We start from the raw sequence: 25,459 nt of genomic DNA, 5'->3' as shown, positions 1-25,459 counted from the left end.
CAGTCCCGTTTGTCCGCGGAAGAACGGGAATGGTGAATAAGGTTCAAACTTTTAGAAAAGACTAACCGCGATCAAACTTTCGCGGGATGACTATTCGCCGGCGCTCTCCGCCAGCACGGTCAGGCCGTTGTCGCCGACTTCGGCGAAGCCGCCGCTAACGCGGATTTTCTCCGGGGTGGCGCCCGCCGAACGATAGACGGCCAGTTCGGCATTGTCCTTGATCGTGGTCATCACCGGCGCATGGCCGGCCATGATCCCCATCTCGCCCTCGCTGCCGGGGACGACGACCATGTAGACGTCCTCGCTGAGGACTTGCTTCTCAGGAGTCACCAGCTCGAAATGCAGGTCGGCCATCTTACTTCTTTCCCTCGATCGCGGCCTCGAAGGCGCTTGCCGCGGCGTCGAATTTGTCCCGGCAGCCGGGGTTGCAGAAACCCACGACCGCGCCCTTGTAGTGTGTCAGGCTGTCGGCGCTGACCGGCTTGCCGGACCAGGGACAGACCTCGTTGACACAATCTTCGAGGCGCGGCGCGTCGGCCATTAGGCCTCCTGAGCCAGTTTCTCGGCCTTGGCGACGGCCTCTTCGATGCCGCCGACCATGTAGAAGGCCGCTTCTGGCAGGTGGTCGTACTCACCGTTCACCACCGCCTTGAACGAACGGACCGTGTCTTCGACCTGGACGAACTTGCCCTGGATACCGGTGAAAACCTCGGCGACGTGGAACGGCTGCGACAGGAAGCGCTGGATCTTGCGGGCGCGGCTGACGACCAGCTTATCCTCTTCCGACAGCTCGTCCATGCCGAGGATCGCGATGATGTCCTGCAGGCTCTTGTACTTCTGAAGCGTCTCCTGGACTGCGCGGGCGACCTCATAATGCTCCTGCCCGACGACGGCAGGGGTGAGCACTCGGCTGACCGAGTCCAGCGGGTCGACGGCCGGGTAGATGCCGAGCTCCGAAATCGCCCGCGACAGGGTCGTCGTGGCGTCCAGGTGGGCGAATGACGTCGCCGGCGCCGGGTCGGTCAAATCGTCGGCCGGCACGTAAATGGCCTGCACCGAGGTGATCGAGCCCTTGTTGGTCGAGGTGATACGCTCTTGCAGCTGGCCCATGTCGGTGGCCAGCGTCGGCTGGTAGCCCACGGCCGAAGGGATACGGCCGAGAAGGGCGGACACTTCCGAACCCGCCTGGGTGAAGCGGAAGATGTTGTCGACGAAGAAGAGCACGTCCTGGCCTTCCTGGTCGCGGAAATACTCGGCCTGGGTGAGGCCCGACAGAGCGACGCGGGCGCGTGCTCCCGGAGGCTCGTTCATCTGGCCGAACACGAGGGCCACCTTGGAGCCTTCCGGCGTCGGATTGCCGTCGGCATCCTTGGCGATGACGCCCGCTTCGAGGAACTCGTGATAGAGGTCGTTGCCCTCGCGGGTACGCTCGCCGACGCCGGCGAATACCGACACGCCGCCGTGGCCCTTGGCGATATTGTTGATCAGCTCCTGGATCAGCACGGTCTTGCCGACGCCGGCGCCGCCGAACAGTCCGATCTTGCCGCCCTTGGCGTAGGGGGCGAGGAGGTCGATGACCTTGATGCCGGTTACGAGGATCGCCGCTTCGGTCGACTGGTCGACGAAGGCAGGCGCGTCGGCGTGGATCGAGGCGGTCATGTCGCTGCCGATCGGGCCGCGCTCGTCGATCGGCTCACCGATGACGTTCATGATGCGGCCGAGGGTCTTCGGACCTACCGGCACGCGAATCTGCGAGCCGGTGGCGTTGACGGTCTGCCCGCGGGTCAGCCCGTCGGTCGCGTCCATGGCGATCGTGCGAACGACGCTCTCGCCGAGGTGCTGCGCAACCTCGAGCACAAGGCGCTGGCCATTGTTGTCGGTCTCCAGCGCCGAAAGGATCGGTGGCAGCTCGCCGTCAAAGGCGACGTCGACGACGGCGCCGATAACCTGGGCGACGCGACCGACCAGATTGCTGGTCTGTGCGGGAGCCTTGGGCGCGGCGGCCTTCTTGGCGCGGGGCTTGGCGGGAGCGGCGGTGGCCATGGTCTTGCTTCCTCTTGCGGGTTCTTAGAGCGCTTCAGCGCCCGAAATGATTTCGACGAGTTCGGTGGTGATCGCCGCCTGGCGCTGGCGGTTATACTGGATCGACAGGCGATTGATCATGTCGCCGGCATTGCGCGTGGCATTGTCCATCGCGGTCATCTGGCTGCCGTAGAAACCGGCGTTGTTCTCCAGAAGGGCACGATAGATCTGCACGGCGATATTGCGCGGCAGCAGGTCGGTAAGGATTTCCTCCTCGTCCGGTTCATATTCGACGGCCGCAGGCGCAACGCCCGCCTTCGCGGAGTCGTTGGCGGCTTCCGGCGCGGACGACGGAGCGATCGGGATGATCTGGTCGATCACCGGTTCCTGCACCAGGGTCGAACGGAACATGGCATAGGCCAGGTGCACGACGTCGACGCCGTCTGCGGCGAAGCGGTCGGTGATGTCCTTGGCGATCGCCCGCGCTTCCTCATAGGTCGGGTTTCGGCTCTGGCTGGTGTCGAACTCGGCGATGATCGACTTGGGGAAGAGGCGCTGAAGCACCGGCTTGCCCTTGCGGCCGACGATATAGAACAGGACCGTCTTGCCCTGGGCCCTCAGCTCGTCGGCCTTGCGGCGAACGTTGCGGACGATGTTCGTGTTGAACGCGCCGGCAAGGCCGCGGTCGCCGGTGACGACGATGATCAGGTGCGTGTCGTCCTTGCCGGTGCCGGCGAGGAGGGCCGGGCTCTGCGGTCCCGGAGTGACGCGCGACGCCAAGCTTCCGACCACCTCGGCCATGCGCGTCGAATAGGGACGGGCGGCCAGCGCCAGCTGGGTCGCACGGCGCAGCTTCGCCGCGGCGACCATGTTCAGCGCCTTGGTGATCTTCTGCGTCGACTTCACCGAGCCGATGCGAAGCTTCAATGCCTTGAGGCTGGCCATTCCCTATTGGTCCTTACGCGAACTGCTTGCCGAAAGCGGCCAGCGCATCGCCCAGCTTGGCGGCGGTGTCGTCGTCCAGCTGCTTGGTGTCGCGGATCGTCTTCAGGACGCCGGCATGCTCCGAGCGGAGATAGCTCAACAGTGCCTGCTCGTAACGGACGACGTCCTTGACCTCGACCGCATCGACATAGCCCTGCGTGCCGGCGAAGATCGACGCAACCTGCTCCTCGACGGGCATCGGGCTGTACTGAGCCTGCTTCAGCAGCTCGGTCAGGCGAGCACCACGAGCCAGAAGCTTCTGGGTCGAAGCGTCGAGGTCCGAACCGAACTGGGCGAAGGCGGCCATTTCGCGATACTGGGCGAGCTCCAGTTTGATCGAGCCGGCGACCTTCTTCATCGCCTTGGTCTGGGCGGCCGAGCCGACGCGGCTGACCGACAGGCCGACGTTAATCGCGGGACGGATGCCCTGGTAGAACAGGTCCGTCTCAAGGAAGATCTGGCCGTCGGTGATCGAGATGACGTTGGTCGGGATGTAGGCCGACACGTCGCCCGCCTGCGTCTCGATGATCGGGAGGGCGGTCAGCGAGCCGCCGCCATTGTCCTCGTTCATCTTGGCGGCGCGCTCGAGCAGGCGGCTATGCAGGTAGAAGACATCGCCCGGATAGGCTTCGCGGCCCGGCGGGCGGCGCAGCAGCAACGACATCTGGCGGTAAGCAACGGCCTGCTTGGAAAGGTCGTCATAAACGATGACGGCGTGCATGCCGTTGTCGCGGAAATATTCGCCCATGGCGACGCCCGTATAGGGCGCCAAATACTGCAACGGGGCAGGCTCGGAAGCGGTCGCGGCGACGACGATGGAATATTCCATCGCGCCATTTTCTTCGAGCGCGCGAACGATCTGAGCGACGGTCGAGCGCTTCTGGCCGACGGCGACGTAGATGCAATAGAGCTTCTGGCTCTCGTCGCTGCCCTTGTTGACTTCCTTCTGGTTGATGAAGGTATCGAGCGCGACGGCGGTCTTGCCGGTCTGGCGGTCGCCGATGATCAACTCGCGCTGGCCGCGGCCGATCGGGACCAGGGCGTCGAGCGCCTTGAGGCCGGTCTGCACGGGCTCGTGCACCGACTTCCTCGGGATGATGCCCGGCGCCTTCACTTCAACGCGGCTGCGGGTGTCAGTCACGATCGGGCCCTTGCCGTCGATCGGGTTGCCGAGCGCGTCGACGACGCGGCCGAGCAGGGCCTTGCCGACGGGAACGTCGACGATCGTGCCGGTGCGGCGGGCGGTCGAGCCTTCCTTGATCTCGGCGTCCGAGCCGAAGATGACGACGCCGACATTGTCGGCTTCCAGGTTCAGGGCCATGCCCTTCGTGCCGCCCTCGAACTCGACCATTTCGCCGGCCTGGACGTTGTCGAGCCCATGCAGGCGGGCAATTCCGTCACCGACCGACAGCACGCTGCCGACTTCGGAGACCTGCGCGTCGGCGTCGAAGTTCGCGATCTGGTCGCGGATGACGCGGGAAATTTCAGCGGCGCGGATGTCCATTTTCAGCCTTTCATCGCCAAAGCGAGTGTGTTGAGTTTCGTCTTGATGGAAGCGTCGATCATCTGGCTGCCGAGCCGGACGACGATGCCGCCGAGGATGGATGGATCGACCTTGGCGTCGATCGCGACGTCAGTGCCGGCGTTGACCTTGAGGCGGCCCTTCAGCGCGGCAAGCTGGTCGTCGTTGAGCGGGAAGGCGCTCGTCACTTCCGCCGTCGTCTCGCCGCGATGCTCTGCGGCAAGGCGGGCGAAGATGCGAATGACAGAGTCGAGCTGCGACAGGCGGCCGTTCTTGGCGAGCACGCCCAGGAAGCGGCGGGTCAGCGGGTCGAGCTTAAGGCTGCCCGAGGTCGCAGCGATCGCCTTGGAGGCCTCGGCGCGGTTGATCAGCGGGCTCGAGGTAATCGCCTTGAAGTCCGCCGACTCGGCCAGCGCAGCCTTCACGGTATCGAGGCTCTTCGAGACGGATTCGATCTGGCGCTCGTCGCGCGCCAGGTCGAACAAAGCGGACGCATAACGTCCCGCTAAGCTTGCCCGAATACCGCCGGAAGTCTCCATGCGCTCCAATGCTCCAGAACTGGAATTGCCCCATGTGAAATTGGGGCGCTATCGGTGTTTCCTCCGACGCCCCTCATGGGTTGGCGCGGCCCCTAGCAAGCGGGTAGCGGGGATGCAAGGCGGTCTATCCCTATCGCACTCTAATAGGCTAAAAACGCGCGCGGAGGCCGATCGCTGGATGGAATGCACACCAGTCATTCTTGCGCACGAAACGCCGTTCAGCATCGGCGCGGTCGAGATCAGCCCCTCAACCCGCGAGCTGCGGAACAATGGCAAGAGCGCGATCCTTGAACCTCGGGTGATGCAGGTCCTTGTCGCGCTGCACAGAGCGCAGGGCGCGGTGGTCAGCAAGGACGACCTGGTTGCCTGCTGTTGGGATGGCAGGATCGTCGGCGACGACGCCATCAATCGGGTCATTGGCCGGCTCCGGCATGACGCGTCCGACCACGCTGATGATGCCTTCAGGGTCGAAACGATTACGCGCGTCGGCTATCGGATGGTCGAGAACGGTGCGAACCGGACACCAAATCGGGTCGACCGGCGCTTCGTCATCGGCGGCGCTGTTGCAGCCGCCGCGGCCGCTGCGGCGACTTTCGGGTGGCAAAACTTCCGCTCCTCACCGGCCAACAAGGAAGCTGCCGAGCTCCTGGAGGAAAGCCGCATTGCGATGTTGCAGGGGTTGCCCGATCAGCTGGGCAATGCGGTCGCCAAGCTGAAGAGGGCCAGCGAGATCGAACCCGGCAATGCCGAGATCTGGGGCACGCTTGCGCTCGCCTATACTCAGCAAAGGGGGAGCGTCCCTGCGGCCCAGCAGCCGTTTGTTGCGGAGCGGGCGAAGAATGCCGGGGCCCGCGCGCTGTCCATCGATCCGGACAATGGCAACGGGCTTGCCGCGCAGGCGCTGTCGCAGCCGTTCTTTCGCAACTGGCTGGCGATGGAGAAGGCGGCGCGGCGCGCACTTCAGCGCCAGCCACGCAATTTCGCGCTGAACAAGTTGCTCGGCTTTGTACTGGGCAGCGTCGGCCGGCCAGCGGCGGCGATCCCTTACCTCGACCGCGCCCAGCAAGCCGAACCCATGGCCGTCGGCCTCTATGTCTCGCGGATGTTCACCTACTGGTACGCAGGGCGCCTCGACGATGCAGAGAAGACGATCGAACATGCCGCCAGTCTTTGGCCGCGCTACTTCGGCGTGTGGTTCTCGCAGATCTATCTGCTCGCCTATACCGGTCGTGCGCAGCAGGCCCTGACGCTGGTCGAAGACACGGCAAGCCGCCCGAACGGGATTCCCGACTGGAACTTTGATTTCACTTCCTTGCAGGTAAAGGCGCTGGCCACTGGACGCCCGGACGACCTCGAAAAAGCCATGGAAAGCTGCCGCGAGATAGCCAAGCGCGGCGAGGGCTTCGCCGAAAACGTCATCCTTTTTGCCGGCGCCGTAGGGCGAATTGACGACGCCTACCGCGTACTCGACGCCTATTATTTCGATCGCGGCTTCAAGATTGCGGACAAACGTTGGTCGACGGAGCAAGGGATGTACGGCAACCGCCGCGAGCGTGACACGCACTTCCTTTTCCACCCAGCATTGCTCGGAATCCGCCGCGATCCTCGCTTCCCTGGACTGACGAAGGCGATCGGTCTCGACGACTATTGGCAAAGGTCCGGGACCAAGCCCGACTATGTCGCCTGACCGCTGAAATCGGCGCGGCGCCAGCGCTTCATCGGCAAAATATCGGTTCCTCGCCCTGTCCCGCTGAACCCGCCTGAACGACCCTCATTGGGCACCCGACGCATCGTGCGAGGGCCGCCTGATAAGGGGACTGAACATGTTTGCACGCTTCCTCATCACCGCACTGCTCGCAGCCGCCGCCGCTACTCCGGTGATCGGCCAGACTGCAGAGAACAGCGTCGTCGTCACCGTCGACCGCGCCGCCCGCGCGTCGCACGCGCTCATGAAGCATCGCATCGCCGTCGCGGTCGAGGAGGTTTGCGGCAGCTACTCAACCATCGAATCCTACCAGGTGCCCGAGCTCGATGCCTGCCGGAAAGAAGCATGGGCGAGCGTCAACCGGCAGTTGGCTGCCCTCAAGGATAGCGGCCAGATCCGCCTGAGCTCGCGCTAGGCGACAGGGCGGCGGGGCGCGCGGCACTCTCCCACGGGACGCGCGTCCTGACTGTCCGAATGTTTGACCGCAAGCTGTGGGAAGCGGGTGTGGGCCCCCGAGCGTAAACAGCCGCTATGACCTACCGAATCAAAGGCCTTGAGCCCGCACCCTTCGCCCCCTTGTTTGATCTCGACGATGCCGAGCTCGAAACCAGAGGCATGACCCGTATGACGGTCGATAGTCCGACCTTCCCCTGCCGCATTTCCCTGCGGGATTGCGACATTGGTGACGAGGTCATCCTGCTCAATCACACCAGCCACGAGGGCAATAATCCTTACCGCGCGAGCCATGCGATCTTCGTCAGCAAGTCGGCGAACGAGCCCGCTGACTATGTCGACACGATCCCGCCTGCGCTCGATCGCCGCATACTTTCTCTCCGCGCCTTCGACGAACTGGGGATGATGATCGACGCGGCGTTGGTACAGCCCGGCGAGGCTGACCCGGCAATCCGCCATTTGCTCGCTAATCCGGCCGCTGCGCACATCGACGCGCATAACGCCATTCGCGGCTGCTTCGCCGCCCGCATCGACAGGAACTGAACATGGGCTTCGCTTATGCTAGACCGGTGATGATGACAGCGATCACCGACGACGAGGCGTGGGGCGCATTCGAGCGCCGCGACCGGCGCATGGACGGACGCATCATTGGCGCCGTCAAGACAACCGGCATCTATTGCAAGCCAAGCTGTCCGGCCCGTCGCCCGAAGCGCGAGCATGTCGAATTCTTTGCGGACTCTGGCGCCGCACTCACCGCCGGCTATCGGCCATGCCTCCGTTGTAAACCCGACGAGGTCGGCCGCGATCGTGAAGCCGTGGCTCAGGCTGTAAAGCTTATCGAACGGGCCGAAGAAGCGCCGAAACTGGAAGAGCTTGCGGCCGCCGTCGGCTACGCGCCGCACCATTTCCAGCGGCTATTCACCCGTGAAATGGGCGTCTCGCCTGCCGCATATGCTCGCGGACTCCGCGCGGGGCGCGCCCAAGCCAATCTCAGCAAGGATAAGACCGTGACCGAAGCCATTTACGATTCCGGCTATTCCGCGCCCAGCCGTTTCTACGCCGATGCCAAGGATCGGCTGGGGATGACCCCGTCTGCCTGGCGCGATGGCGGCCGCGGCGAGACGATTCGTTACGCCATGCTGGACACACCCCTTGGCCGCATGCTGGTCGCCGCGACGGACAAGGGCATTTGCCGCCTGACTTTTGACGAGAGCGTGTCGGCGCTCCATCGCCGGTTCCCCAATGCCGACATTCAGCCGGCGAACGCCGCCATGGGCGCACTCATTTCAGGAGTGATGGACGCGATCGAAACCCCGACGGCGGTTCATGACCTTCCGATCGACGTCGCCGGCACCGCTTTCCAGGAAGCGGTGTGGAAAGAACTCCGCAAAATCCCGCCAGGGGAGACCCGCAGCTATGCCGATATCGCGGTGGCAATCGGCGATCCCAAGGCAACGCGCGCGGTCGGAACCGCCAATGGCTCGAACCCGATCGCTGTCCTGGTGCCTTGCCATCGCGTCATCCGTTCGGACGGCACGCTCGGCGGCTATGCCGGCGGCCTCGACCGCAAGCGCAAGCTGCTCGCGGCCGAGGGTGCCCACTGGGAAGAGCAGGGCAAGTTCGCGATTTAGGGATTAGTCGTCGCCCTCGGTGACCTTGACCAATTCTTTCTCCGCCATGGCTACCGCTTCGGCCTGCCTGTTCGCAACGATTAGGTCGTAGATTTCCTTCGCCAACCGCTGACCGCGATTATGGTGCGGGCTGAAGGCGAGGCTTGAGAGTTGGGCTTTCGCATCTTCCGGCTTGGCGTCGCGGAGGAACTGGATTGTCGAGCGGACCTGAACCTCTGGATCCTGAGGAGCTAGCACTGCAGCGTAATGGACTGCATCCTTTGCCGCCTCCGGCACCTGGGCGCCCTCGTCTATGTAAGTACGATAATAATTGTAGAGCGGTTCGGGGTCTTCCTTGTCGAGGCGATTGGCCGTCAGAAACAGGTGGCGCGCATCCTTGAAGGTTTCCGGGTTCTTGCTCTTCTTCGCTAGCTCGAGCAGCGCCTCACCCTGCAGGGAAAGGGCCTCGACCGATTTGGGGTCGGAGACGACGGCCTGCTGGGCGGTTTTGACCGCAGCGTCATAATCCTTCGCCATGAATTGTGCCTCGGCGAGCGTGCGCAGTACAAAGGCGTCCTTGGGATATTTATCGGCGACGGCGCGAATGCGTCCGACAAGGTCGCTACCGACATCAGCAAAGGCGGCCTTGATGCGGATGCGATAGGGCATCACCTCCTGCGCGCCCGGGCTCATCTCCGTCACCGTCACCGGCGCAATGGTCAATTTGTTGGTGTTGATCTTGATGAACGGCAGCTGTTTTTGGCGGCGATAGGACATGAGCGTCTTCTCGAGCTCGCCGAGATCGCCAAACGTCGCTTTGGCAGCGTCGAGCGGTGGCGTGCCGGAATTGATCGCCGCCACATACCGATCGATCTGCCCCTTCCGGCTCGGTTCCATCGACAGATAGTGAGTCAACAGCCAGCCTTGGGTGTAGAACGAGATCATGTCATAGTCGGCGTCAACGCGGTTGCTGACCAGGTTTGAAATCGGCACCTGCCGGCCCTGAAACAACTGCTCCGCGCGATATTCGGGCGGAGCGCCAATGCCGATCGATCCATCGGCTCCGAAGACGGGCGAAGCCATGAATTCGGCGAAGCCTTCGCTCAGCCACTGCGGCAAGGGCTTGTTGGTGTTCTGCAATTGCAGCGAATGCGTATATTCATGGAAGAAAACCTGCTCGCCGGTCATCTTCGCCTCGCCAAACCTTTTCTGGCGAACCTTCTCCGGAACCACCGCCACGGGTCCCTTGACTGGCCCCATGAAATAGCCGGCAATTCCGTAGTCGTTCGAGCCGACAAGGCGGCCGATGGCGGTCAAATCACTGACCACGAAGACTTGAAGGCGATTGCCATCACCCAGGCTCGGGTCCTTCATCGACCTGATCAGGCGGGATGCGGCATCAAAGGTCTCAAGTTTCGAGGCATAAGCCTTCATCTCGTCGGGCGTCATGTCGCCGTAAATAACGAAATGCTTGGACGAAGCCTGCTGCCAGGCAGCGGACGCAGGCGCGGCCAGCGCCAGCATGGCGGCGCCGAAAAATAGGCTGGAACGCACGGAAAACATCTCCCCCGAAATGATGGATCCGACCGTAAAGCATTGTTCTGAAAGGTCAATCTAACGATCTGTTAGAGAGATTCGCTTAAGCTTACTCCTTCTTCTTCTTTCTCTTGGCGTCCATTTGGTCGAGCATCGTGATCGCTGAACTGCCGTCCTTTGCCTTCAGCTTTTCCATGACCGCCAGGCGCTGCTCTCGTTCATCGCCTGCGTGCGGGTCATAGGCGACTGGGCCGTACATGTGTGCTGCGGCATCGAAGGCGCTGTCATGGACAAGCTGGCGGACGAGCAGCATGCGCAAATCATCGTCCTGGGGCACGAGGGAGTGGGCATATTTCAATCCCTCAACCGCGTTCTTGCTCGGGGCCGCACCTTCCGCAACGTAGCTCTCGTAAAAAAGCATCAGAGGCTCCGCATCGTCCGGGTCTGCACGATTGGCCTTGGCGAACAGGGCTCGAACCGCCTTCCAGTCGGCCGACTTCGGCTCCTTGCGACCAAGCTCCATGAGGGCGCGGCCCTTGTAAATCATGGCCTCGCGATTGCCTGCGTCGATGGCGAGGGCGCGGTCGGCCGCGGCCAACGCCTGGTCCGGCTCTTCGACCTGCAGCTCAGCCTTGGCGAGCAGCGACTGGACATGAGCGGAATTTGGGTAGTCGCGGGCAAGTGCCTTGGCATCGCTGGCGACCCGAGCCGCGGCACGTTTCCCGAAACCGATCGACGTTTTCATTCGAACCCGCATGGCGGCGTCCTCCGGCGCGTCCAGCGGGCGTAAGGTCACCGGCCCGGGTGTCAGTTTCTCGGATGGGATGACGATCCCGCTATGGCGCTTCTCGCGAAGATAGGCCTCAAGCTCCTTGTTGAGCTGCTTGAGATCACCGAAGGCGGCACTGGCGGCAGCGATCGGGGCCTCGCCCTTCTGGATCCCGGTGATGTAGCGGCCAAGCTGGTTGCGGCGCGATTTCTCAAACGTCAGATAATGGGCGAGCAGCCAACCCTTGCCATAGGTCAGCTCCCATTCCTCATCGTCGATATGGCGGTCGCTTGCGCCGAGCATCTCGTCCAGCGTCAGGCCCTTCAGGTTGAATAATCCGGGCGAGCGATACTCAGGTACATAGCCAAGGGTGACGGACCCATCGTCCGCGACCTGGGCCGTGGCGAAGAATTCCGCGAATCCCTCGACGACCCAGGACGGCAGGGCCATGTCGACCTGCTCCAGCATGAGGTGGTGCAGATATTCGTGGAAGAAGACTTCTTCTCCCGACAGGTCGAACTTGCTGCTGGCCCGCTCCCGGTTGACGAACGCGACCGGCCCTGCGGCCCTGGGAATGTAGAAGCCCGCGATACCGCTTCCGCGCGCATCGATGATCCCCTCGATGGCATCGGAATTGCGGAGCACGAAGACGATAAGCTTGCCGGCGTCATTGAGCGGCGGATCCTTGATTCCGCGCGCCACTCGCACGGCCTGGTCGAAGCGCTCAAGGCGCTCCGCATAGAGCTTCAGGTCCTCGGGCTTCTGCTCTGAGTAGATGATGAAATGCCGGCTTTTTGCTTCCTCCCACGACGCGGAAGCGGGCGCGGCTGCCGCCAAGGCCGCCGCCCCGATAACGATCTTCGAAAACACGCTTCACCTCCCCCCGAGCATGGATAGCCTATCGCTTGGCCAGAGAAGGTCAATCAGAGGAAACTATAAGGATCGACATCGACTGCGACCCGTACCTTAGAGCCCCAGTCGAGCTCTGCGAGCCAATCCCGAATGACATCCTGGACGTCGAGGCTCCGCGCGGCATGAACCAGTAACCGCTGCCGGTGCCGCCCGCGCAGCATGGCGAGCGGGGCGGGAGCCGGTCCAAAGACCGCCATTCCCTCGACCCTCGGCGCGGCATTCCCGATCCGCCGCGCGACCGCTTCGGCCTCGCCGGCGTCTTCTGCGGAGATGATGATGGCCGCGAGGCGCCCGAACGGCGGCATGGCAGCATCGCGCCGCGCTTCGGTCTCGGAGCCATAAAACCCGGCGATATCGCCACTGACCAAGGCGGCAATGACCCCGGCCTCGGGGTCGTGGGTCTGAACTAACACCCGGCCCGGCTTGTCGCCCCGGCCTGCTCGCCCGGCGACCTGCTGGATTTGCTGGAAGCTGCGCTCGGCAGCCCGCAAATCGCCGCCCGCCAGCCCAAGGTCCGCATCGACGACGCCGACCAGGGTCAAATTGGGGAAATGATAGCCCTTGGTCACCAGCTGCGTGCCGACGACGATGTCGATCTCGCCTGTTTCCATCGCCGCGACGAATTCGGCGGCCTTGGCTGGCGACCAGATTGTATCCGACGTCACGATCGCCGTCCTCGCGTCGGGGAACAGCGCCGCAACCTCATCGGCAATGCGCTCGACACCCGGTCCGCAGGCGACCAGGCTGTCTTCTTCGCCGCACTCAGGGCAGGCCTTGGGTGGCGGCATGACATGGCCGCAATGGTGACAGGCCAGCCGCCGCATCAGCCTGTGCTCGACCATCCAGGCCGTGCAGTTCGGGCACTGGAAGCGATGGCCGCAATGCCGGCAGAGCGTCAGCGGAGCGAAACCCCGTCGGTTGAGAAAGAGCAGGCTTTGCTCACCCGCGTCGATATTGGCTTCGAGCTCGGCGACCAGGCTTGGCGCCAGCCACCTTCCGCGCTCCGGCGGATCCTGCGTCAGGTCGATGGCGCGGATCTCGGGCAAGCTCGCCCCGGCAAAGCGCGCCTCCAGCTTCAGCTCGCGATAACGCCCCAATTCCACCATGTGTCGCGTTTCGATGGCGGGCGTTGCCGAAGAAAGGATGACCGGGATGTCCTCGAACTTCCCGCGTATCACGGCGACATCCCGCGCATGATACTGGACGCCTTCTTCCTGTTTGAAGCTTGGCTCATGGGCCTCATCAACGACGATTAGGCCGAGGTCGCGATAGGGCAGGAACAAGGCGGAACGGGCACCGACGACCACCTTTGCCTCGCCGCTAGCTATGGCTCGCCACGCACGGCGGCGTTGCGATGACCGGAGATCGCTGTGCCACGCGACGGGCGCGCAACCGAACCGCGCATGGAAGCGCTTCAGGAAAGGCTCTGTGAGCGCGATCTCGGGCAGCAGCACGAGCGCCTGCTTGCCCGTCCGCAAGCACTCGGCAATCGCTTCGAAATAGACCTCGGTCTTGCCTGAGCCGGTGACCCCGTCGAGCAATACCGGGTCGAATCCCCTGCCGATCGCGCCGGTGAGGCTTGCCGCCGCCTCGGCCTGTTCATCCGTCAGTTCGGGCCGCGCGAAATCGGGATCCGGGGTCTTGAGAGGCCGGTCGGCCTCAACCGCGACCTGCTCAATCGCCCCGGCGTGAACCAGCCCACGGAGGACCGCGTCGCTGACCTCAGCAATCGCCGCCAGTTCGCGGATCGTGCCCTGCTTGCCTTCCAGGGCCGCGAGTGCCTTCAGCCGTTGGGGTGTCATCCGGTCCGGCGATAAACCGGTCAGCCGATATTCGATCAGCTGCCGCGACCCTTCCAACGCCGCCGAGGACGGCAGGACCATCCGCAAGACGGCCGCCAGCGGCGAAAGGTAGTAATCGGCCGTCCACTCGCATAGCCGGCGGAGCGGAGCCGGGATCGGCGGAACGTCGAGCTGTGAGACCAGATAGCGGAGCCGATTGTCGCCGACCTCCTCGGACGGCAGGCGCTCGGGTTCCCAGACGACACCGGCCAATTGCCTTGGTCCAAGGGGCGCGACCACCACCGAGCCGGGTTCGACCTGCCAGCCGTCGGGAACACGATAATCGAGTGGGCCGAGCGCCGCGTTCAACGTCACGACGCGGACGCGGGGAACGGACACGTGCGCTAACGGCCCCGCTTCTTGCGGTGGCTGTCGAGGTCGAGGACTGCGTTTTCCTCGCCTTCCTCGGGCAGCAGGCCAAGCCGGCGGGCGATTTCCTGATAGGCTTCGGCTTCACCGCCAAGGTCCAGCCGGAAGCGGTCCTTGTCCAGCTTCTCGCTGGTTTTCATGTCCCACAGGCGGCAGCCGTCGGGGCTGATCTCGTCGGCCAGGATGACGCGGGCATAATCGCCGTCCCAGACCCGCCCGAATTCCAGCTTGAAATCGACAAGGCGGATACCGATCGCTGCGAACAGGCCGCACATGAAGTCGTTCACACGGATCGCCATGTCGGCGATGTCGTTCATCTCATCCTGGCTGGCCCAGCCGAAACAGGCGATATGCTCGTCCGCGATCAGCGGATCGCCCAGGGCGTCGTCCTTGTAATAATATTCGATGATCGTGCGCGGCAGCTGTGTGCCTTCTTCAATACCCAGGCGCTTAGAAAGGGAGCCGGCGGCGACGTTTCGGACGACGACCTCGATCGGCACGATCTCGACCTGGCGGATCAACTGCTCGCGCATGTTAAGCCGCCGGATGAAATGCGTCGGCACTCCAATCGTCTGTAGCGCCGTGAAGATATGCTCGGAAATGCGGTTGTTGAGCACGCCTTTGCCGCTGATCGTGCCGCGCTTCTGCGCGTTGAAGGCCGTCGCGTCGTCCTTGAAATACTGGATCAAGGTGCCGGGCTCCGGACCCTCGTAAAGGATCTTGGCCTTGCCTTCGTAGATTTGGCGGCGGCGTACCATGCCTGCTCCCCGGATGCTTAAAAATCGAAATGCCCCGGACCGCTTTGCCCTTGCGGGACGCGGGCCCGGGGCCGTCGCGGCGACCTATAGGGCAGGGGTCTGATTCACGCAATTGACCGGCCCGTCCTTGGGAGCTGCGGACGGGCCGGTCAGGGTGCGGCACACGAGGGGGAGGTGCCGCTGGGGGTCAATTCAGGCTTTGGCGCGGGGGCCGGCCTTGGTTTCCCAAGGGGCGTCCCATTCAATCCGGTGGAGCGAGGCCATGACCGGGGTCAGTGCATCGCGAATGCCCGCGATGATAGCGAGCAACCCGCTGTTGAATTCGGCCCGGCCAGCCTGGAATGAGCGATCGTAGATCTCGTCGACCATGGTGATCATCCTTTCTTCCCTTTTTCCTCAGGCGGCAATCTTGAGATCGGCGCCAATGACCTTGCGGGCGGCGTCCAGTCGGGCGCGCTCGGCGAGGTAGAAATCCGCCGCGGCTTTGCGGCGGGCGCGGGCGTCGGCGGCCTGCGTCGCGGGACCGTTCTCGAGGAACAGCCGCTGGTTCAGCTGATAAGTCATGCTTCTTCCTCCTTTTGGCCGGGGCGAGGCCTCGCGGGAGGCTTCTTCCGTCAACGAGGAATATGCATTCTGAAGCTTCGTTATACCAATTGAAGGATCGACAAACATCATAAGTTAGACTTATAGATCGGCTCATGCGCAAACTGCCGCCTTTATCCGCCATCCGAGTCTTTGAAGCGGCTGCTCGCCATGAGCACTTCACTGCCGCGGCCGAAGAACTCGGCATGACTCAGGCGGCCGTCAGCTATCAGATCCGCGCGCTGGAGGACCGGGTCGGCGCGCGCTTGTTCGAACGATCGAAGGGCAGGGTCAGGCTGACCGACATCGGCCGCCGGCTCTTGCGCCCGTTGACCGACGCCTTCGACCGGATGGACGCCGCCTTCGCCGCGGTCCGCGCCGACGATGAGAACATGCTCAGCATCTCGACGACGTCGACCTTCGCCAACACCTGGCTGGCATGGCGGATCGGCGGCTTCCAGATGGAGCACCCCAACCTCGCCGTCCGCCTCGACGCCAGCAATAGCCTGATCGATTTCGCGACCACGGAGTTCGATGTCGCCATCCGCGCGGGGGAGGGCGAGTGGCCCGGCCTTCACGCCACACGGCTGTTCGAGATCGACTACACGCCCATCTGCAGTCCCCGGTTCATGGAGGAATGGCAGAATGAACACGGCGATCGAGACATGGAGCCGCACGACCTCGTCGGCCTACCACGGGTCAGCGCCAACGACCCCTGGTTGGACCAGTGGCTGACCGAGCGCGGCGTCGAAGTGCCGGACAGGCCGCCGCAGCCCGGCGTCCAGCTCGACTCCCAGACGGCCGAGGGCACCGCGGCCATGGCCGGCCGCGGCATTGCCATGCTGACACCTTTCTTCTGGCGCTACGATCTGACCGAGGGGCGACTGGTCCGTCCCTTCCGCGAAACCAGCTCGCGCGGCTGGGGCTATTGGTTCGTATGTCCCGAGCACCGCCGCCAGTCGCCCAAGATCAAGCGTTTCTGCGAATGGTTGCTGCCGACCGCGCGTGGTGATCACGAAGCGGCGCGGACCGCGGGCCTGGACATTTGAAAGGCCCCGGCGCGAGCCGGGGCCTCCAAGGTCGGCGTATCTGGTGTTTAGCCGTGGGGCACGAATGTCGTCGTAACGGCCGTACCGTTCATGGTTAGTGTCGTTGCCGGGATGAAGACCGTGCCGCCGCTATCGAGCGTCACGTTGATTCCGACGACGGCGCCGCTTTTGTTTGTCACGATGCTGCTCACGGTTCCCAATGTGCCGGCGGTGTTGCTGACCGTTGCGCCGGCCGCCAGCCCGGTGAGCGTCGTCACGCCAGCGCCGGAAAGCACGCTGTTGGAGTTCGCGTGTGTCAGGCCGTTGACGTTAGCGTGAGCCGGACCTTGGCTATTGGCGCGGGCCGTGTCGCGCCGCGTTTGCGCGGAGGCGCGCATGTCCATGGCACTGCCAAAACCTGCGGTGGCGTGAGTATTGCCGCTGGTCGCAGTGGTCGCACGATCCATGCCGGACGTCATCGACCCTGAGCCCATGCCGCCCGCCGAAACAGGGCCAGGCGCCATGCTGCCCATGCCGCCAGCATGGCCCGCAGCGGTCGCGCTCGCGCCGCCCCCATGGCTACCACCGCTGGCGCCTTGCGCTAGAGATGGCGCACCGGCAATCAAGGCAGCTACGGCGGCGGCGCCTAAAATAACATTGCGTTTCATGATCTTGCTTCCTGGTTAAGGGAGGATGGCATGCAAACGTGTTGTCATAGGCACCGTTGCTGGAGTCACGCAGCCGCAACGACGAGCGTCAGGGCAGGCAAGGCAGGCCTCAAGTGCCCCCAACATGGGTTAGCTGGTGTGCGGAAAACCCCCGTGCTAATCGGCGTGCGAGGGGAATGGGGTCTCCCGATAACCGCCGCAAAGGCTGATGGCTCCTACCAGGCGCATTATTGCAGCAGGTGGAGTCTCATGGGACCGTATTTGATCGTATTCGCAGGCGCCGGTTTCGGCGGCATGGCGCGGCATGGAGTCAACACGCTCGCTGCTCGCTTGGGTTACGCGTTTCCCATGGGCACCATGGCGGTCAACGTAGTCGGGTCGTTCCTGATGGGCTTCCTGGCCGCGTGGTTTTCCCACCGTATGGGCATGTCGCAGCATTTGAAGCTGTTTCTCACCACAGGAATCCTTGGAGGATTCACCACCTTTTCCGCGTTCAGCCTGGATGCTGCCTTGATGTGGGAACGCGGTGTCTGGGGGCCGCTGGCTGCTTATGCATTGGGTTCGGTCGTGCTGTCGGTGGCAGCGCTATTTGCCGGAATGGCGGCTGTCCGCCTCTTCACATAAGTCGGGCCCGCCGGGAGCCGCATGCTCGTCCCGACGGGCCCTGTGGGAAGACTGGGATCCTATCCTTGAAACGCGCCCGTAAGAGCCCGGTCGCAGCTAAGGTGTCGTTTTATACCTGCAGGTCATCGACATCTGCCCACCCGGCGACGCAGCCACAACTGAATCAAAAGTGATCTGATCGTTTGCAACTGTGCAGGCGAAGCCCGATGCCCTCGTTCGCTTCGCAGGCGTCTGGTCCGGCGACAGGTTGAAGTGACATGTGGCCGTCGACCAGTTTCTGTTCGTTCGGACGGACGCGGTGCCATTGACGAATTCGCCCGCCAGCACGCCATTCGCATCGGGGACCTGGCTAAAGCAGGCGTCCTTTCCGACGGTTGCGCCATCCGCCATGGCCGGCGTAGTCGGAATGATCATGGTGGCGATCGACGCCGCTCCCAGCAAAGCAATATACTTCAGCATTATTCTCGCCTCTCGCGTGAGGTTGCCGCCGGGCGTGCGCGTCCAAGCGCCCGGAGTCGGCAGATGTGGTTAATTAGTCATTTACTATAATCTGGGCAACAAATGTTTAGGCAGAACCCTGTGCCGGATCGGGACAGCAGCCCCAGCAGCTAAATGATGCAAAATCGGTGGATAAATATCGCCCTCGGGCTGACGCGGGGGCGCGGGCCTTGCTAAGCCGCTGATCATGCAAGCCGACGACCTTCCCTCGACCACCATCGACACGCCCTTCGACGCCGCCCTTTCGGAGCGCTACCTGGTTTACGCGCTGTCGACGATCACGGCCCGGTCTCTGCCCGACGTCCGCGACGGCCTGAAGCCCGTCCACCGCCGCCTGCTTTGGGCGATGCGGCTGCTCCGGCTCGACCCGGCGAGCGCCTACAAGAAATCCGCCCGCGTCGTCGGCGACGTCATCGGCAAGTATCATCCGCACGGCGATGCCTCGGTCTATGACGCCATGGTCCGGCTCGCCCAGGATTTCGCGCTTCGCTACCCGCTCGTCGACGGTCAGGGAAATTTCGGCAATATCGATGGCGATAATGCCGCGGCCTATCGTTACACCGAGGCCAGGCTGACCGCGGTTGCGACACAGCTCATGGCCGGCCTCGACGAGGGCACGGTCGATTACCGCCCCACCTACAACGGCGAGGAAGAGGAGCCGGAGGTTTTCCCAGGACTCTTCCCGAATCTGCTCGCCAATGGCGCCAGCGGCATCGCTGTGGGCATGGCAACCAGTATTCCGCCGCACAATGTCAGCGAGCTCGCCGACGCCGCCATCCAGCTCATCGACAATCCGCATACTGAAGATGCGGCGCTGATGGACTTTGTCGGCGGTCCGGATTTTCCGACCGGCGGCGTCTTGGTCGACAGCCGCGAAACCATCGCTCAGGCCTATGCCACCGGCCGCGGCAGCTTCCGGCTTCGTGCCTCCATCAGCATCGAGAAGGAAAAGGGCGGTGGCTGGCACCTTCTGGTCAGCGAGATCCCGTACGGCGTCCAGAAAGGCAAGTTGATCGAGCAGGTCGCCGACCTCATCGCCAACAAGAAACTGCCGATCCTCGCCGACGTCCGCGACGAAAGTGATGAACAGGTCCGCGTCGTCCTTGAACCCCGCAGCCGGACCGTCGATCCTCAGTTGCTGCTCGAAAGCTTATACCGACTGACGGACCTTGAAGTCCGCTTCCCGCTCAATCTCAACGTGCTCGATGCCAGCCGCACGCCGGGTGTCATGAGCCTCAAGCAGTCGCTTACCGCCTGGCTTGCGTTCCAGATTGAGGTCCTTCTCAACCGGTCGCGGACCCGCATCGCCAAGATCGACGATCGGCTTGAACTGCTCGACGGCTTCCTCATTGCCTTCCTCAACCTCGACCGCGTCATCGAGATCATCCGCACCGAGGACGAGCCCAAGGCCGTCATGATGATGGAATTCTCGCTCACCGACCGGCAGGCCGAAGCAATCCTGAACATGCGCCTTCGCAGCCTGCGCCGGCTTGAGGAAATGGAGATCGGGAAGGAGCGCGAAGCCCTCTCGAAGGAGCGCGATGACCTCGTCAAGCTGGTCGAAAGCCCGGCCCGCCAGCGTACCCGCCTCAAACGGGACCTGAGCACCATGAAGGAGAAGTTCGGCGACGAGCGCCGGACCCGCATCGAAGAAGTCGTGACGACTGCCCGAGACATCGACTGGTCGGCGATGATCGAGAAGGAGCCGATCACGGTGATCCTGTCGCAGCGCGGCTGGATCCGGGCGATGAAGGGCCATGTCGCGCTCGACGACGCGGAGACGTTGAAATTCCGCGAGGGTGATGCGCTCCAGCAGATTTTCCACGCCCAGACGACCGACAAGCTGCTGCTCGCCGCCGAAGACGGTCGCGTTTATACGCTCGGTGGCGACAAGCTGCCCGGTGGACGAGGTTTCGGTGAACCGGTGCGCCTGCTCATCGATCTTCCGGCCGAGGTCGGCATCGTCACCCTGATGGTCGTGAAACCCGACATGAAATTGCTCGTCGCCGCCAGCGATGGCCGTGGCTTCCTCACCAGCGGCGAGGCGACAATTGCCGAGACCCGCAAGGGCAAGCAGCTGGTCAACCTGCGCGCCGGGGCCAAGGTCGCGGTTGTCGAGCCGCTCGCCGAAGGCGACGATGCCGTTGCGGTTATCGGCGAGAACCGGAAAATGCTCGTCTTCCTATTGTCCGAACTGCCGGAACTGGCGCGCGGGCAAGGTGTCACCCTCCAGCGTTACCGCGATGGCGGCCTGGCTGACGTAACGACCTTGAAACTTGCCGATGGGCTAAGCTGGGCCCTTGGCGGCGAGAGCGGGCGGACCCGTACGGAAACCGATTTAACGCCTTGGCGTGCGGCCCGCGGAGCGGCCGGTCGGATGCCGCCGCTCGGCTTCCCACGTAGCAATAAGTTTCGGTAATTTTTCAAAGCCTTAAGGCGCGAATCAAACACAGATTAGCTTTGACAACAAATGTTGCCGTTAACCTGCCCACGCAACGAGACATTAACCTCTCCCGTTTAACCCGGCACTCATGCAGGCTGCCGCCAAATTAGCGGAGGCGTTTTCGCGCGCCGGTACGGGTCCTTCGGAGAAGGATGCGCGTGTCGAGGAAGCGCGCCGGGCCGGTACGGATCACGAAGCCCTGCTCAACGCATTGCCTATCGCCTCGGCGGTGATCGGCCGGACTGAAGACAAACGCCTACTCCTCGTTTCGTACAACCAGAAGTTTGCCGACGCCGTCTCGTCCTCGACCTGCACCGCCGGCATCCAGGCGGAAGAAAAAGCCTGCTTGCAGACCGGACCGATTGCGGAGTTGCTGCAGCGCTTTTTCGACGGCTCTGACAATGCTGAAGAGCTGGAGTTTCGCGACGGCGAAGGCATCTCCGCCCGCTATTTCCGCATCAAGCTTGCGCCACTGCCTGCCCGGCGCAAATGCGATGGCCCGCGATGCCTGTTGAGCCTCGTCGACCGCACCGTCGAGGTCCAGGCCGAGCGGGCGCTGCGGGCGGAAATGCTGCGCGACAGCCTGACCGGCCTTCCCAACCGCCTCGCTTTTACCGACTTCGTCGAGAAAGCCGGCGAAAAGAGCGCCGGCGAACTCGAACATGCGGTGCTCGTCGTCGACATGCTGCGCTTTAGCCGCATTAATGAGTCGATGGGCAGCCTTGCCGGGGACGAGCTCCTCATCACCTTCGCCCGCCGCCTGATTTCGGCCCTGCGCGCTGGCGATCTGCTCGCCCGCACCGGCGGAAACGAATTCGGTATCCTGGTCACTCTTCGTCGCGGCATCGAAGATGCGCTTGCTGCCGCCGAACGTATCCAGGACGTGATGACCGCCCCTTTCAAGCTCAGCGAGCTCGAAATCCGCGTGGAATGCGCGATCGGCGTCGCGATCATGCAAAAGGACCAGGATTCCGAGGAGCTGTTTCGCAACGCCCAGTTTGCGGTCAAGCAAGCCAAGGTGGCTGGCAAGCCCCAGGTCTACGAGCCCAAGGAAGCCAGCGCCGCCCGGCGCCGCTTCTCGATCGAGACCGAATTGCGCCGTGCCCTCGACAAGGACCAACTGAAACTTTTCTACCAACCCCTGATCGACCTGCAATCAGGAGAGGTTGCTGGCTTTGAGGCCCTGGCTCGCTGGCATCACGATGATCGGGGCGAAATCAGCCCATCCGAATTCATCCCCGTCGCCGAAGAAAGCGGGCTCATCCTGACACTCGGCCGCTGGGCGATGGATCGTGCCGCGACGACACTGGCGGAGTGGGATCGCAAGGCCGGCGAAACGCTTCCGGTCTACGTCGGTGTCAATTTGTCGGCGATCCAGGTCGCCCGAGACGACATTGCCGGTATTGTCCAGAGCGCATTGCGCACGCACGGATTAAACGGCGATCGCCTGACGCTCGAGCTGACCGAAAGCTCGATCGTCCAGGACCCGCTCCGCGCGCAACGCGTGTTCGAAGCGCTGAAGGCGCTCGATGCCACGGTCGCGATGGACGATTTCGGAACCGGTTACTCCAGTCTTGCCTACCTGCAGCGTTTGCCGATCGATGTCCTTAAAATCGACCGCAGCTTCGTTACCGGCATGATGGTCGATCCGGACAGCGTCGCCATCGTCCGCGCCGTGCTCAGCCTTGCCGAAGCGCTCGGCATGTCGACAACTGCAGAGGGCATCGAAACCGTGGAGTTGGCGACGACCTTGGCGACCCTCGGCTGCGCCAGCGGTCAGGGCTATTATTTCGCGAAGCCGCTCGAGCCGGACGCCGCGCTCGAATATTGGAAAGGTCGCCGGAAGGCCTAGCGGCCGCGAACCTCGATGTCGGCGCGCGTGGGGCCGAAATATTCGGCCCAGTAATTCATATGAACATTGTTGATCGTGCGCTGTCCGCCGAGGTGCAGCCAGTTCGTGCAGCCGCTTCTGGGGATGATCGCGCCTTGCCGGGCGGCCCTCAGTGTATGTTGCGATCCGTCATCGAACTGCACGGTCGCATCGAACAGCCGCACCGGCTTCTTCCAGGCGCAAATCCGAATTTCGGAGTAAGCACCGCTCGCTGGCACGTCGAGCACGTCGCGCTCGAGCGTGTCCCCGACATTTTGCTCACCAAGATTGGCGGAGTGCGCTAGGCCATGCGGTTGGGCGGCGAGGGGAGTGGCGGCAAGAGATGCGGCCACTGCGGGGAGCAGGATAACGCGCATGCCCGCTTATCGCTGGCGCACACGTAACAACGCCATCAGTAGAATTACCGGGTTTCGCTATCGACTGCCTTTCTCACGATGGCCGCGAAGGCGTCTCCTTCCGGAAATTGATCCGCAACCCAGGCCTGCTCAATCGCTTGCAAGGTCTTGGCCACCCGCGGGCCCTGCGTGATCCCCAGCTTGATCAGGTCGCCGCCCCCGATTGGCAGTTTCGGCACTGCCCAATCACGGATTTCGCGAGCGTCGCTTGCTCGCCCAGCCAGGAGCAGCCGGTCGATCGCGCTCTCCGTACCTATCCAATAGGCCAGGGATTGAGGACTGTCCGACAAGTCGGCGTCGACTGCCAGTCCAATCCGCTTCCGCGCCTTGTTCGACAGCTTCAACCGCGCGGCAGTCGCTCCCGCTGTCGCGGCATCCCTCGGCAGCAACGCGGATAACCGCCGCAGGGAGTCCGGCTCAAAACCGGCTTCCTGCTCGGCCGCCAGTAACGAGCGCAAAGGTTCGGCGCTGACGATTTCAGGCAGGACCGGCGTGAATATTCCGCGCTCGATCATCAACTCCACCGTTGTCGATGGATCAGTGAGCGCGAGCAATTTCAGCAGTTCGTCGGCGATCCGCTCCCGGCTGAGCGCCATCAGGTCGTTCGCGCGCGCCGCGCAGGCGGCGATCGCCTCAGCGTCCGGCTTGCCGTCTCCGAACCGGGCGTGAAAGCGAAAGAAGCGAAGGATGCGCAAATGGTCTTCGGCGATGCGGGTCAACGGATCGCCGATGAACCGCACCCGATGCGCCTTCAGGTCGTCCAGGCCACCAAAATAATCGTGAACTTCGCCGGTCTCAGGGTCTGCGTAGAGGGCGTTGATGGTGAAGTCGCGCCGTGATGCGTCCGCCATCCAATCGTCCGTGAACTCGACTGTCGCCCGCCGCCCGTCCGTGCTGACATCGGCGCGGAGTGTCGTCACCTCGGCCGGTTGGCCATCGGCGACCGCGGTGATCGTGCCATGGTCGATGCCGGTCGGCACGGCCTTGATGTGCGCTTTTTCCAGCCGCTCGACGACCTGGTCCGGGGTCAGTCGCGTAGCGAAATCGATGTCGTTGACCGGCAAGCCGAGCAGGTCGTCGCGGACGGCGCCACCCACGTAGCGGGTCAGGCCGTCGGCAGAGCCAAGCGCCTTCAGGATCCGTTCGACCCCACGGTGCGCGCGCCATTTTTCGGCGTCGAGCCTCATGCCCATTCCAGTCGGCGCTTGAGGTTGACCAGCATTGCCGCGGTCGCGCCCCAGATGCGCCGGCCCTGCCAGTTGATCTCGTAATAATGCCGCGTGCGGCCCTGGAACTCGGCGCTCATCAGTTGCTGGTTGGCCGGATCGAGCACGAAGGACAAGGGCGCTTCGAACCAGTCGGCGACTTCGTGTTCGTGCGGCGCAAGCGCCAGGTCTGCCGGGACGAGGCCCAGTACCGGCGTCACGCAGTATCCGGTGATCGTGCGGTACCGGTCTGCCATCCCCCATACATCAACGACAGACTGGGGCAGGCCGATCTCCTCGTCCGCTTCCCGCAACGCCGCTTCCACTGCACCTTCACCCGGATCGCAGCGTCCGCCCGGAAAGCTGACTTGTCCGGCATGAGTCCTCAAGTGCTCACGGCGGACGGTGAAGATTACGCCGGGCTCATCGCGGTCGGTGATGGCAACCAGCACCGCCGCCTCCTTGCCGACATCGGTGGCGCCTTCCATCAGGTCTCCGGGCAGCAGCCCCTCCCGCGATTCTAGCGCCAGTGAGGCGCGAAGGCGTTCGGCGAGGGTCACAGCGGAAAGAAGCACCCGTCGCTCCAGATGCCTGGCGGCTGATGACCCTCGGCCAAGGCGATGTCGGCGAGTTCGTAATAGAGCGGGCGTGCAACAATCGCTTCCAGCCCGTTCCGAACCTCGATCCGCGGCGTTTCATCGATCATCCGCAACGGATGGGCCGCGCCCAGGATCACCGCGTCGCCGCTGTCGATCTCGAAGGCAATCCGGCGTTTTTCCCCGTCACCTTCATGGCTCATCGCCAGCGCCCGGAATGGGGTGACATCCACGTCGATTGTCAGCTTCTCGACCGGTGTCACGAGCACATGGCTGCCGTCCGGTTCACGCCTGAGCACGGTCGAAAACAGTCGCACCATTGCCGGCCGTTCGATCCTCTCGCCATTGTGATACCAGCTGCCGTCCGCGGCGATGCGCATGCAGGAATGGCCGCACAAGGCCGGGTCCCAGCGCTCGACCGGGGGCAAACGGCGCGCACCAATCACTTCCGCCAGCGCGTCCAATGGCTGGCCGGCGACACGGATCGGTTGGCGGGTTTCGGGCATGCG

General features: G+C 63.4%; 26 protein-coding genes and 1 riboswitch. Of the genes, 8 read left to right on the top strand and 18 right to left on the bottom strand.

Going from position 1 to position 25,459, the window contains the following annotated elements; genetic code table 11:
• Positions 1-90: 90 nt before the first annotated feature.
• The 6 genes from LZ536_RS10105 to LZ536_RS10080 are packed head-to-tail and all read right to left on the bottom strand — an operon-like array spanning position 91 to position 5,067.
• Positions 91-354, bottom strand: a complete 264-nt coding sequence (locus LZ536_RS10105) for an ATP synthase F1 subunit epsilon (RefSeq protein WP_249848673.1) — start codon at positions 352-354, stop codon at positions 91-93.
• 1 nt (position 355) lies between these two features.
• On the bottom strand, positions 356-541 hold the full coding sequence (locus LZ536_RS10100) for an eL24 family ribosomal protein (RefSeq protein ID WP_249848672.1): 186 nt from the start codon (positions 539-541) through the stop codon (positions 356-358).
• Positions 541-2,043: a F0F1 ATP synthase subunit beta gene (atpD, locus tag LZ536_RS10095; RefSeq protein WP_249848671.1), complete on the bottom strand. Its 1,503-nt coding sequence runs from the start codon at positions 2,041-2,043 to the stop codon at positions 541-543. Before atpD ends, LZ536_RS10100 begins: the two co-directional genes overlap by 1 nt.
• A gap of 24 nt (positions 2,044-2,067) precedes the next feature.
• Positions 2,068-2,967 (bottom strand): F0F1 ATP synthase subunit gamma, encoded by a 900-nt coding sequence (locus LZ536_RS10090; RefSeq protein ID WP_249848670.1) that lies wholly within the window; start codon positions 2,965-2,967, stop codon positions 2,068-2,070.
• A 13-nt stretch (positions 2,968-2,980) separates the two neighbouring features.
• Positions 2,981-4,510: a F0F1 ATP synthase subunit alpha gene (gene atpA, locus LZ536_RS10085; protein WP_249848669.1), complete on the bottom strand. Its 1,530-nt coding sequence runs from the start codon at positions 4,508-4,510 to the stop codon at positions 2,981-2,983.
• Between the two features lie 2 nt (positions 4,511-4,512).
• A complete protein-coding gene (locus LZ536_RS10080) occupies positions 4,513-5,067 on the bottom strand; it encodes a F0F1 ATP synthase subunit delta (RefSeq protein WP_249848668.1) in 555 nt (184 codons plus the stop codon).
• Between the two features lie 178 nt (positions 5,068-5,245).
• On the opposite strand from LZ536_RS10080, the gene LZ536_RS10075 reads away from it, so the two are divergent.
• From LZ536_RS10075 to ada, 4 genes are all read left to right on the top strand, one after another.
• Positions 5,246-6,754: a winged helix-turn-helix domain-containing protein gene (locus tag LZ536_RS10075; protein WP_249848667.1), complete on the top strand. Its 1,509-nt coding sequence runs from the start codon at positions 5,246-5,248 to the stop codon at positions 6,752-6,754.
• Between the two features lie 136 nt (positions 6,755-6,890).
• Complete coding sequence (locus tag LZ536_RS10070; RefSeq protein ID WP_249848666.1) at positions 6,891-7,187, top strand: UrcA family protein; 297 nt, start codon at positions 6,891-6,893, stop codon at positions 7,185-7,187.
• 116 nt (positions 7,188-7,303) lie between these two features.
• Positions 7,304-7,768: a DUF1203 domain-containing protein gene (locus tag LZ536_RS10065; RefSeq protein ID WP_249848665.1), complete on the top strand. Its 465-nt coding sequence runs from the start codon at positions 7,304-7,306 to the stop codon at positions 7,766-7,768.
• A 29-nt stretch (positions 7,769-7,797) separates the two neighbouring features.
• Positions 7,798-8,856 carry a bifunctional DNA-binding transcriptional regulator/O6-methylguanine-DNA methyltransferase Ada gene (gene ada / locus LZ536_RS10060; protein ID WP_431357957.1) on the top strand — a complete coding sequence of 353 codons (1,059 nt, stop codon included), beginning with the start codon at positions 7,798-7,800 and terminating at the stop codon, positions 8,854-8,856.
• A gap of 3 nt (positions 8,857-8,859) precedes the next feature.
• Here the strand turns inward: ada and LZ536_RS10055 are convergent, their stop codons facing one another.
• From LZ536_RS10055 to LZ536_RS10030, 6 genes are all read right to left on the bottom strand, one after another.
• The gene (locus LZ536_RS10055; RefSeq protein ID WP_249848664.1) at positions 8,860-10,389 is read right to left on the bottom strand and encodes a hypothetical protein; all 1,530 of its coding nucleotides are present in this window, start codon (positions 10,387-10,389) and stop codon (positions 8,860-8,862) included.
• A 91-nt stretch (positions 10,390-10,480) separates the two neighbouring features.
• The gene (locus LZ536_RS10050; protein WP_249848663.1) at positions 10,481-12,010 is read right to left on the bottom strand and encodes a DUF1570 domain-containing protein; all 1,530 of its coding nucleotides are present in this window, start codon (positions 12,008-12,010) and stop codon (positions 10,481-10,483) included.
• Between the two features lie 53 nt (positions 12,011-12,063).
• Positions 12,064-14,232 (bottom strand): primosomal protein N', encoded by a 2,169-nt coding sequence (locus tag LZ536_RS10045; protein WP_249848662.1) that lies wholly within the window; start codon positions 14,230-14,232, stop codon positions 12,064-12,066.
• Positions 14,233-14,237: 5 nt separating this feature from the next.
• On the bottom strand, positions 14,238-15,020 hold the full coding sequence (gene purC, locus LZ536_RS10040; protein WP_249848661.1) for a phosphoribosylaminoimidazolesuccinocarboxamide synthase: 783 nt from the start codon (positions 15,018-15,020) through the stop codon (positions 14,238-14,240).
• A gap of 192 nt (positions 15,021-15,212) precedes the next feature.
• On the bottom strand, positions 15,213-15,398 hold the full coding sequence (locus LZ536_RS10035) for a hypothetical protein (RefSeq protein WP_249848660.1): 186 nt from the start codon (positions 15,396-15,398) through the stop codon (positions 15,213-15,215).
• An 18-nt stretch (positions 15,399-15,416) separates the two neighbouring features.
• Positions 15,417-15,584: a hypothetical protein gene (locus LZ536_RS10030; protein WP_249848659.1), complete on the bottom strand. Its 168-nt coding sequence runs from the start codon at positions 15,582-15,584 to the stop codon at positions 15,417-15,419.
• Positions 15,585-15,718: 134 nt separating this feature from the next.
• On the opposite strand from LZ536_RS10030, the gene LZ536_RS10025 reads away from it, so the two are divergent.
• Positions 15,719-16,651, top strand: coding sequence for a LysR substrate-binding domain-containing protein (locus LZ536_RS10025; RefSeq protein ID WP_249848658.1), 933 nt, complete (start codon positions 15,719-15,721; stop codon positions 16,649-16,651).
• A gap of 47 nt (positions 16,652-16,698) precedes the next feature.
• On the opposite strand, the gene LZ536_RS10020 is transcribed toward LZ536_RS10025, so the two are convergent.
• Positions 16,699-17,298 carry a hypothetical protein gene (locus LZ536_RS10020; protein ID WP_249848657.1) on the bottom strand — a complete coding sequence of 200 codons (600 nt, stop codon included), beginning with the start codon at positions 17,296-17,298 and terminating at the stop codon, positions 16,699-16,701.
• Positions 17,299-17,461: 163 nt separating this feature from the next.
• Positions 17,462-17,523: riboswitch (Fluoride riboswitch) on the top strand.
• A gap of 36 nt (positions 17,524-17,559) precedes the next feature.
• Between LZ536_RS10020 and crcB the strand changes: the two genes are divergently transcribed.
• A complete protein-coding gene (gene crcB / locus LZ536_RS10015) occupies positions 17,560-17,922 on the top strand; it encodes a fluoride efflux transporter CrcB (protein ID WP_249848656.1) in 363 nt (120 codons plus the stop codon).
• A gap of 96 nt (positions 17,923-18,018) precedes the next feature.
• Here crcB and LZ536_RS10010 read toward each other — a convergent pair whose 3' ends face one another.
• Entirely contained in the window at positions 18,019-18,381 is a 363-nt protein-coding gene (locus LZ536_RS10010) for a hypothetical protein (protein ID WP_249848655.1), read from the bottom strand.
• 226 nt (positions 18,382-18,607) lie between these two features.
• Between LZ536_RS10010 and parC the strand changes: the two genes are divergently transcribed.
• Positions 18,608-20,839 (top strand): DNA topoisomerase IV subunit A, encoded by a 2,232-nt coding sequence (gene parC / locus LZ536_RS10005; RefSeq protein ID WP_249848654.1) that lies wholly within the window; start codon positions 18,608-18,610, stop codon positions 20,837-20,839.
• Between the two features lie 112 nt (positions 20,840-20,951).
• The gene (locus tag LZ536_RS10000) at positions 20,952-22,715 is read left to right on the top strand and encodes a putative bifunctional diguanylate cyclase/phosphodiesterase (protein ID WP_249848653.1); all 1,764 of its coding nucleotides are present in this window, start codon (positions 20,952-20,954) and stop codon (positions 22,713-22,715) included.
• Here the strand turns inward: LZ536_RS10000 and LZ536_RS09995 are convergent.
• From LZ536_RS09995 to LZ536_RS09980, 4 genes are read right to left on the bottom strand one after another with little or no spacing between them, the layout of a single operon-like run.
• Positions 22,712-23,110 (bottom strand): DUF2541 family protein, encoded by a 399-nt coding sequence (locus tag LZ536_RS09995; RefSeq protein WP_249848652.1) that lies wholly within the window; start codon positions 23,108-23,110, stop codon positions 22,712-22,714. The two genes, LZ536_RS10000 and LZ536_RS09995, sit on opposite strands and share 4 nt — an antisense overlap.
• Positions 23,111-23,154: 44 nt before the next feature.
• Entirely contained in the window at positions 23,155-24,342 is a 1,188-nt protein-coding gene (locus LZ536_RS09990) for a CCA tRNA nucleotidyltransferase (RefSeq protein WP_431357942.1), read from the bottom strand.
• A complete protein-coding gene (locus LZ536_RS09985) occupies positions 24,333-24,914 on the bottom strand; it encodes a CoA pyrophosphatase (protein WP_431357956.1) in 582 nt (193 codons plus the stop codon). The genes LZ536_RS09990 and LZ536_RS09985 overlap by 10 nt, the downstream gene beginning before the upstream one ends.
• On the bottom strand, positions 24,911-25,456 hold the full coding sequence (locus LZ536_RS09980; protein ID WP_249848650.1) for a DUF1285 domain-containing protein: 546 nt from the start codon (positions 25,454-25,456) through the stop codon (positions 24,911-24,913). The genes LZ536_RS09985 and LZ536_RS09980 overlap by 4 nt, the downstream gene beginning before the upstream one ends.
• Positions 25,457-25,459: the final 3 nt, after the last annotated feature.

The sequence above is a fragment of the Sphingomonas alba genome (genome assembly GCF_023516555.1).
Classification (GTDB): Bacteria; Pseudomonadota; Alphaproteobacteria; order Sphingomonadales; family Sphingomonadaceae; genus Sphingomicrobium; species Sphingomicrobium album.
The sequence above is the reverse complement of the archived record's forward strand: the minus strand, read 5'-3'. Positions and strand labels throughout refer to the sequence as shown.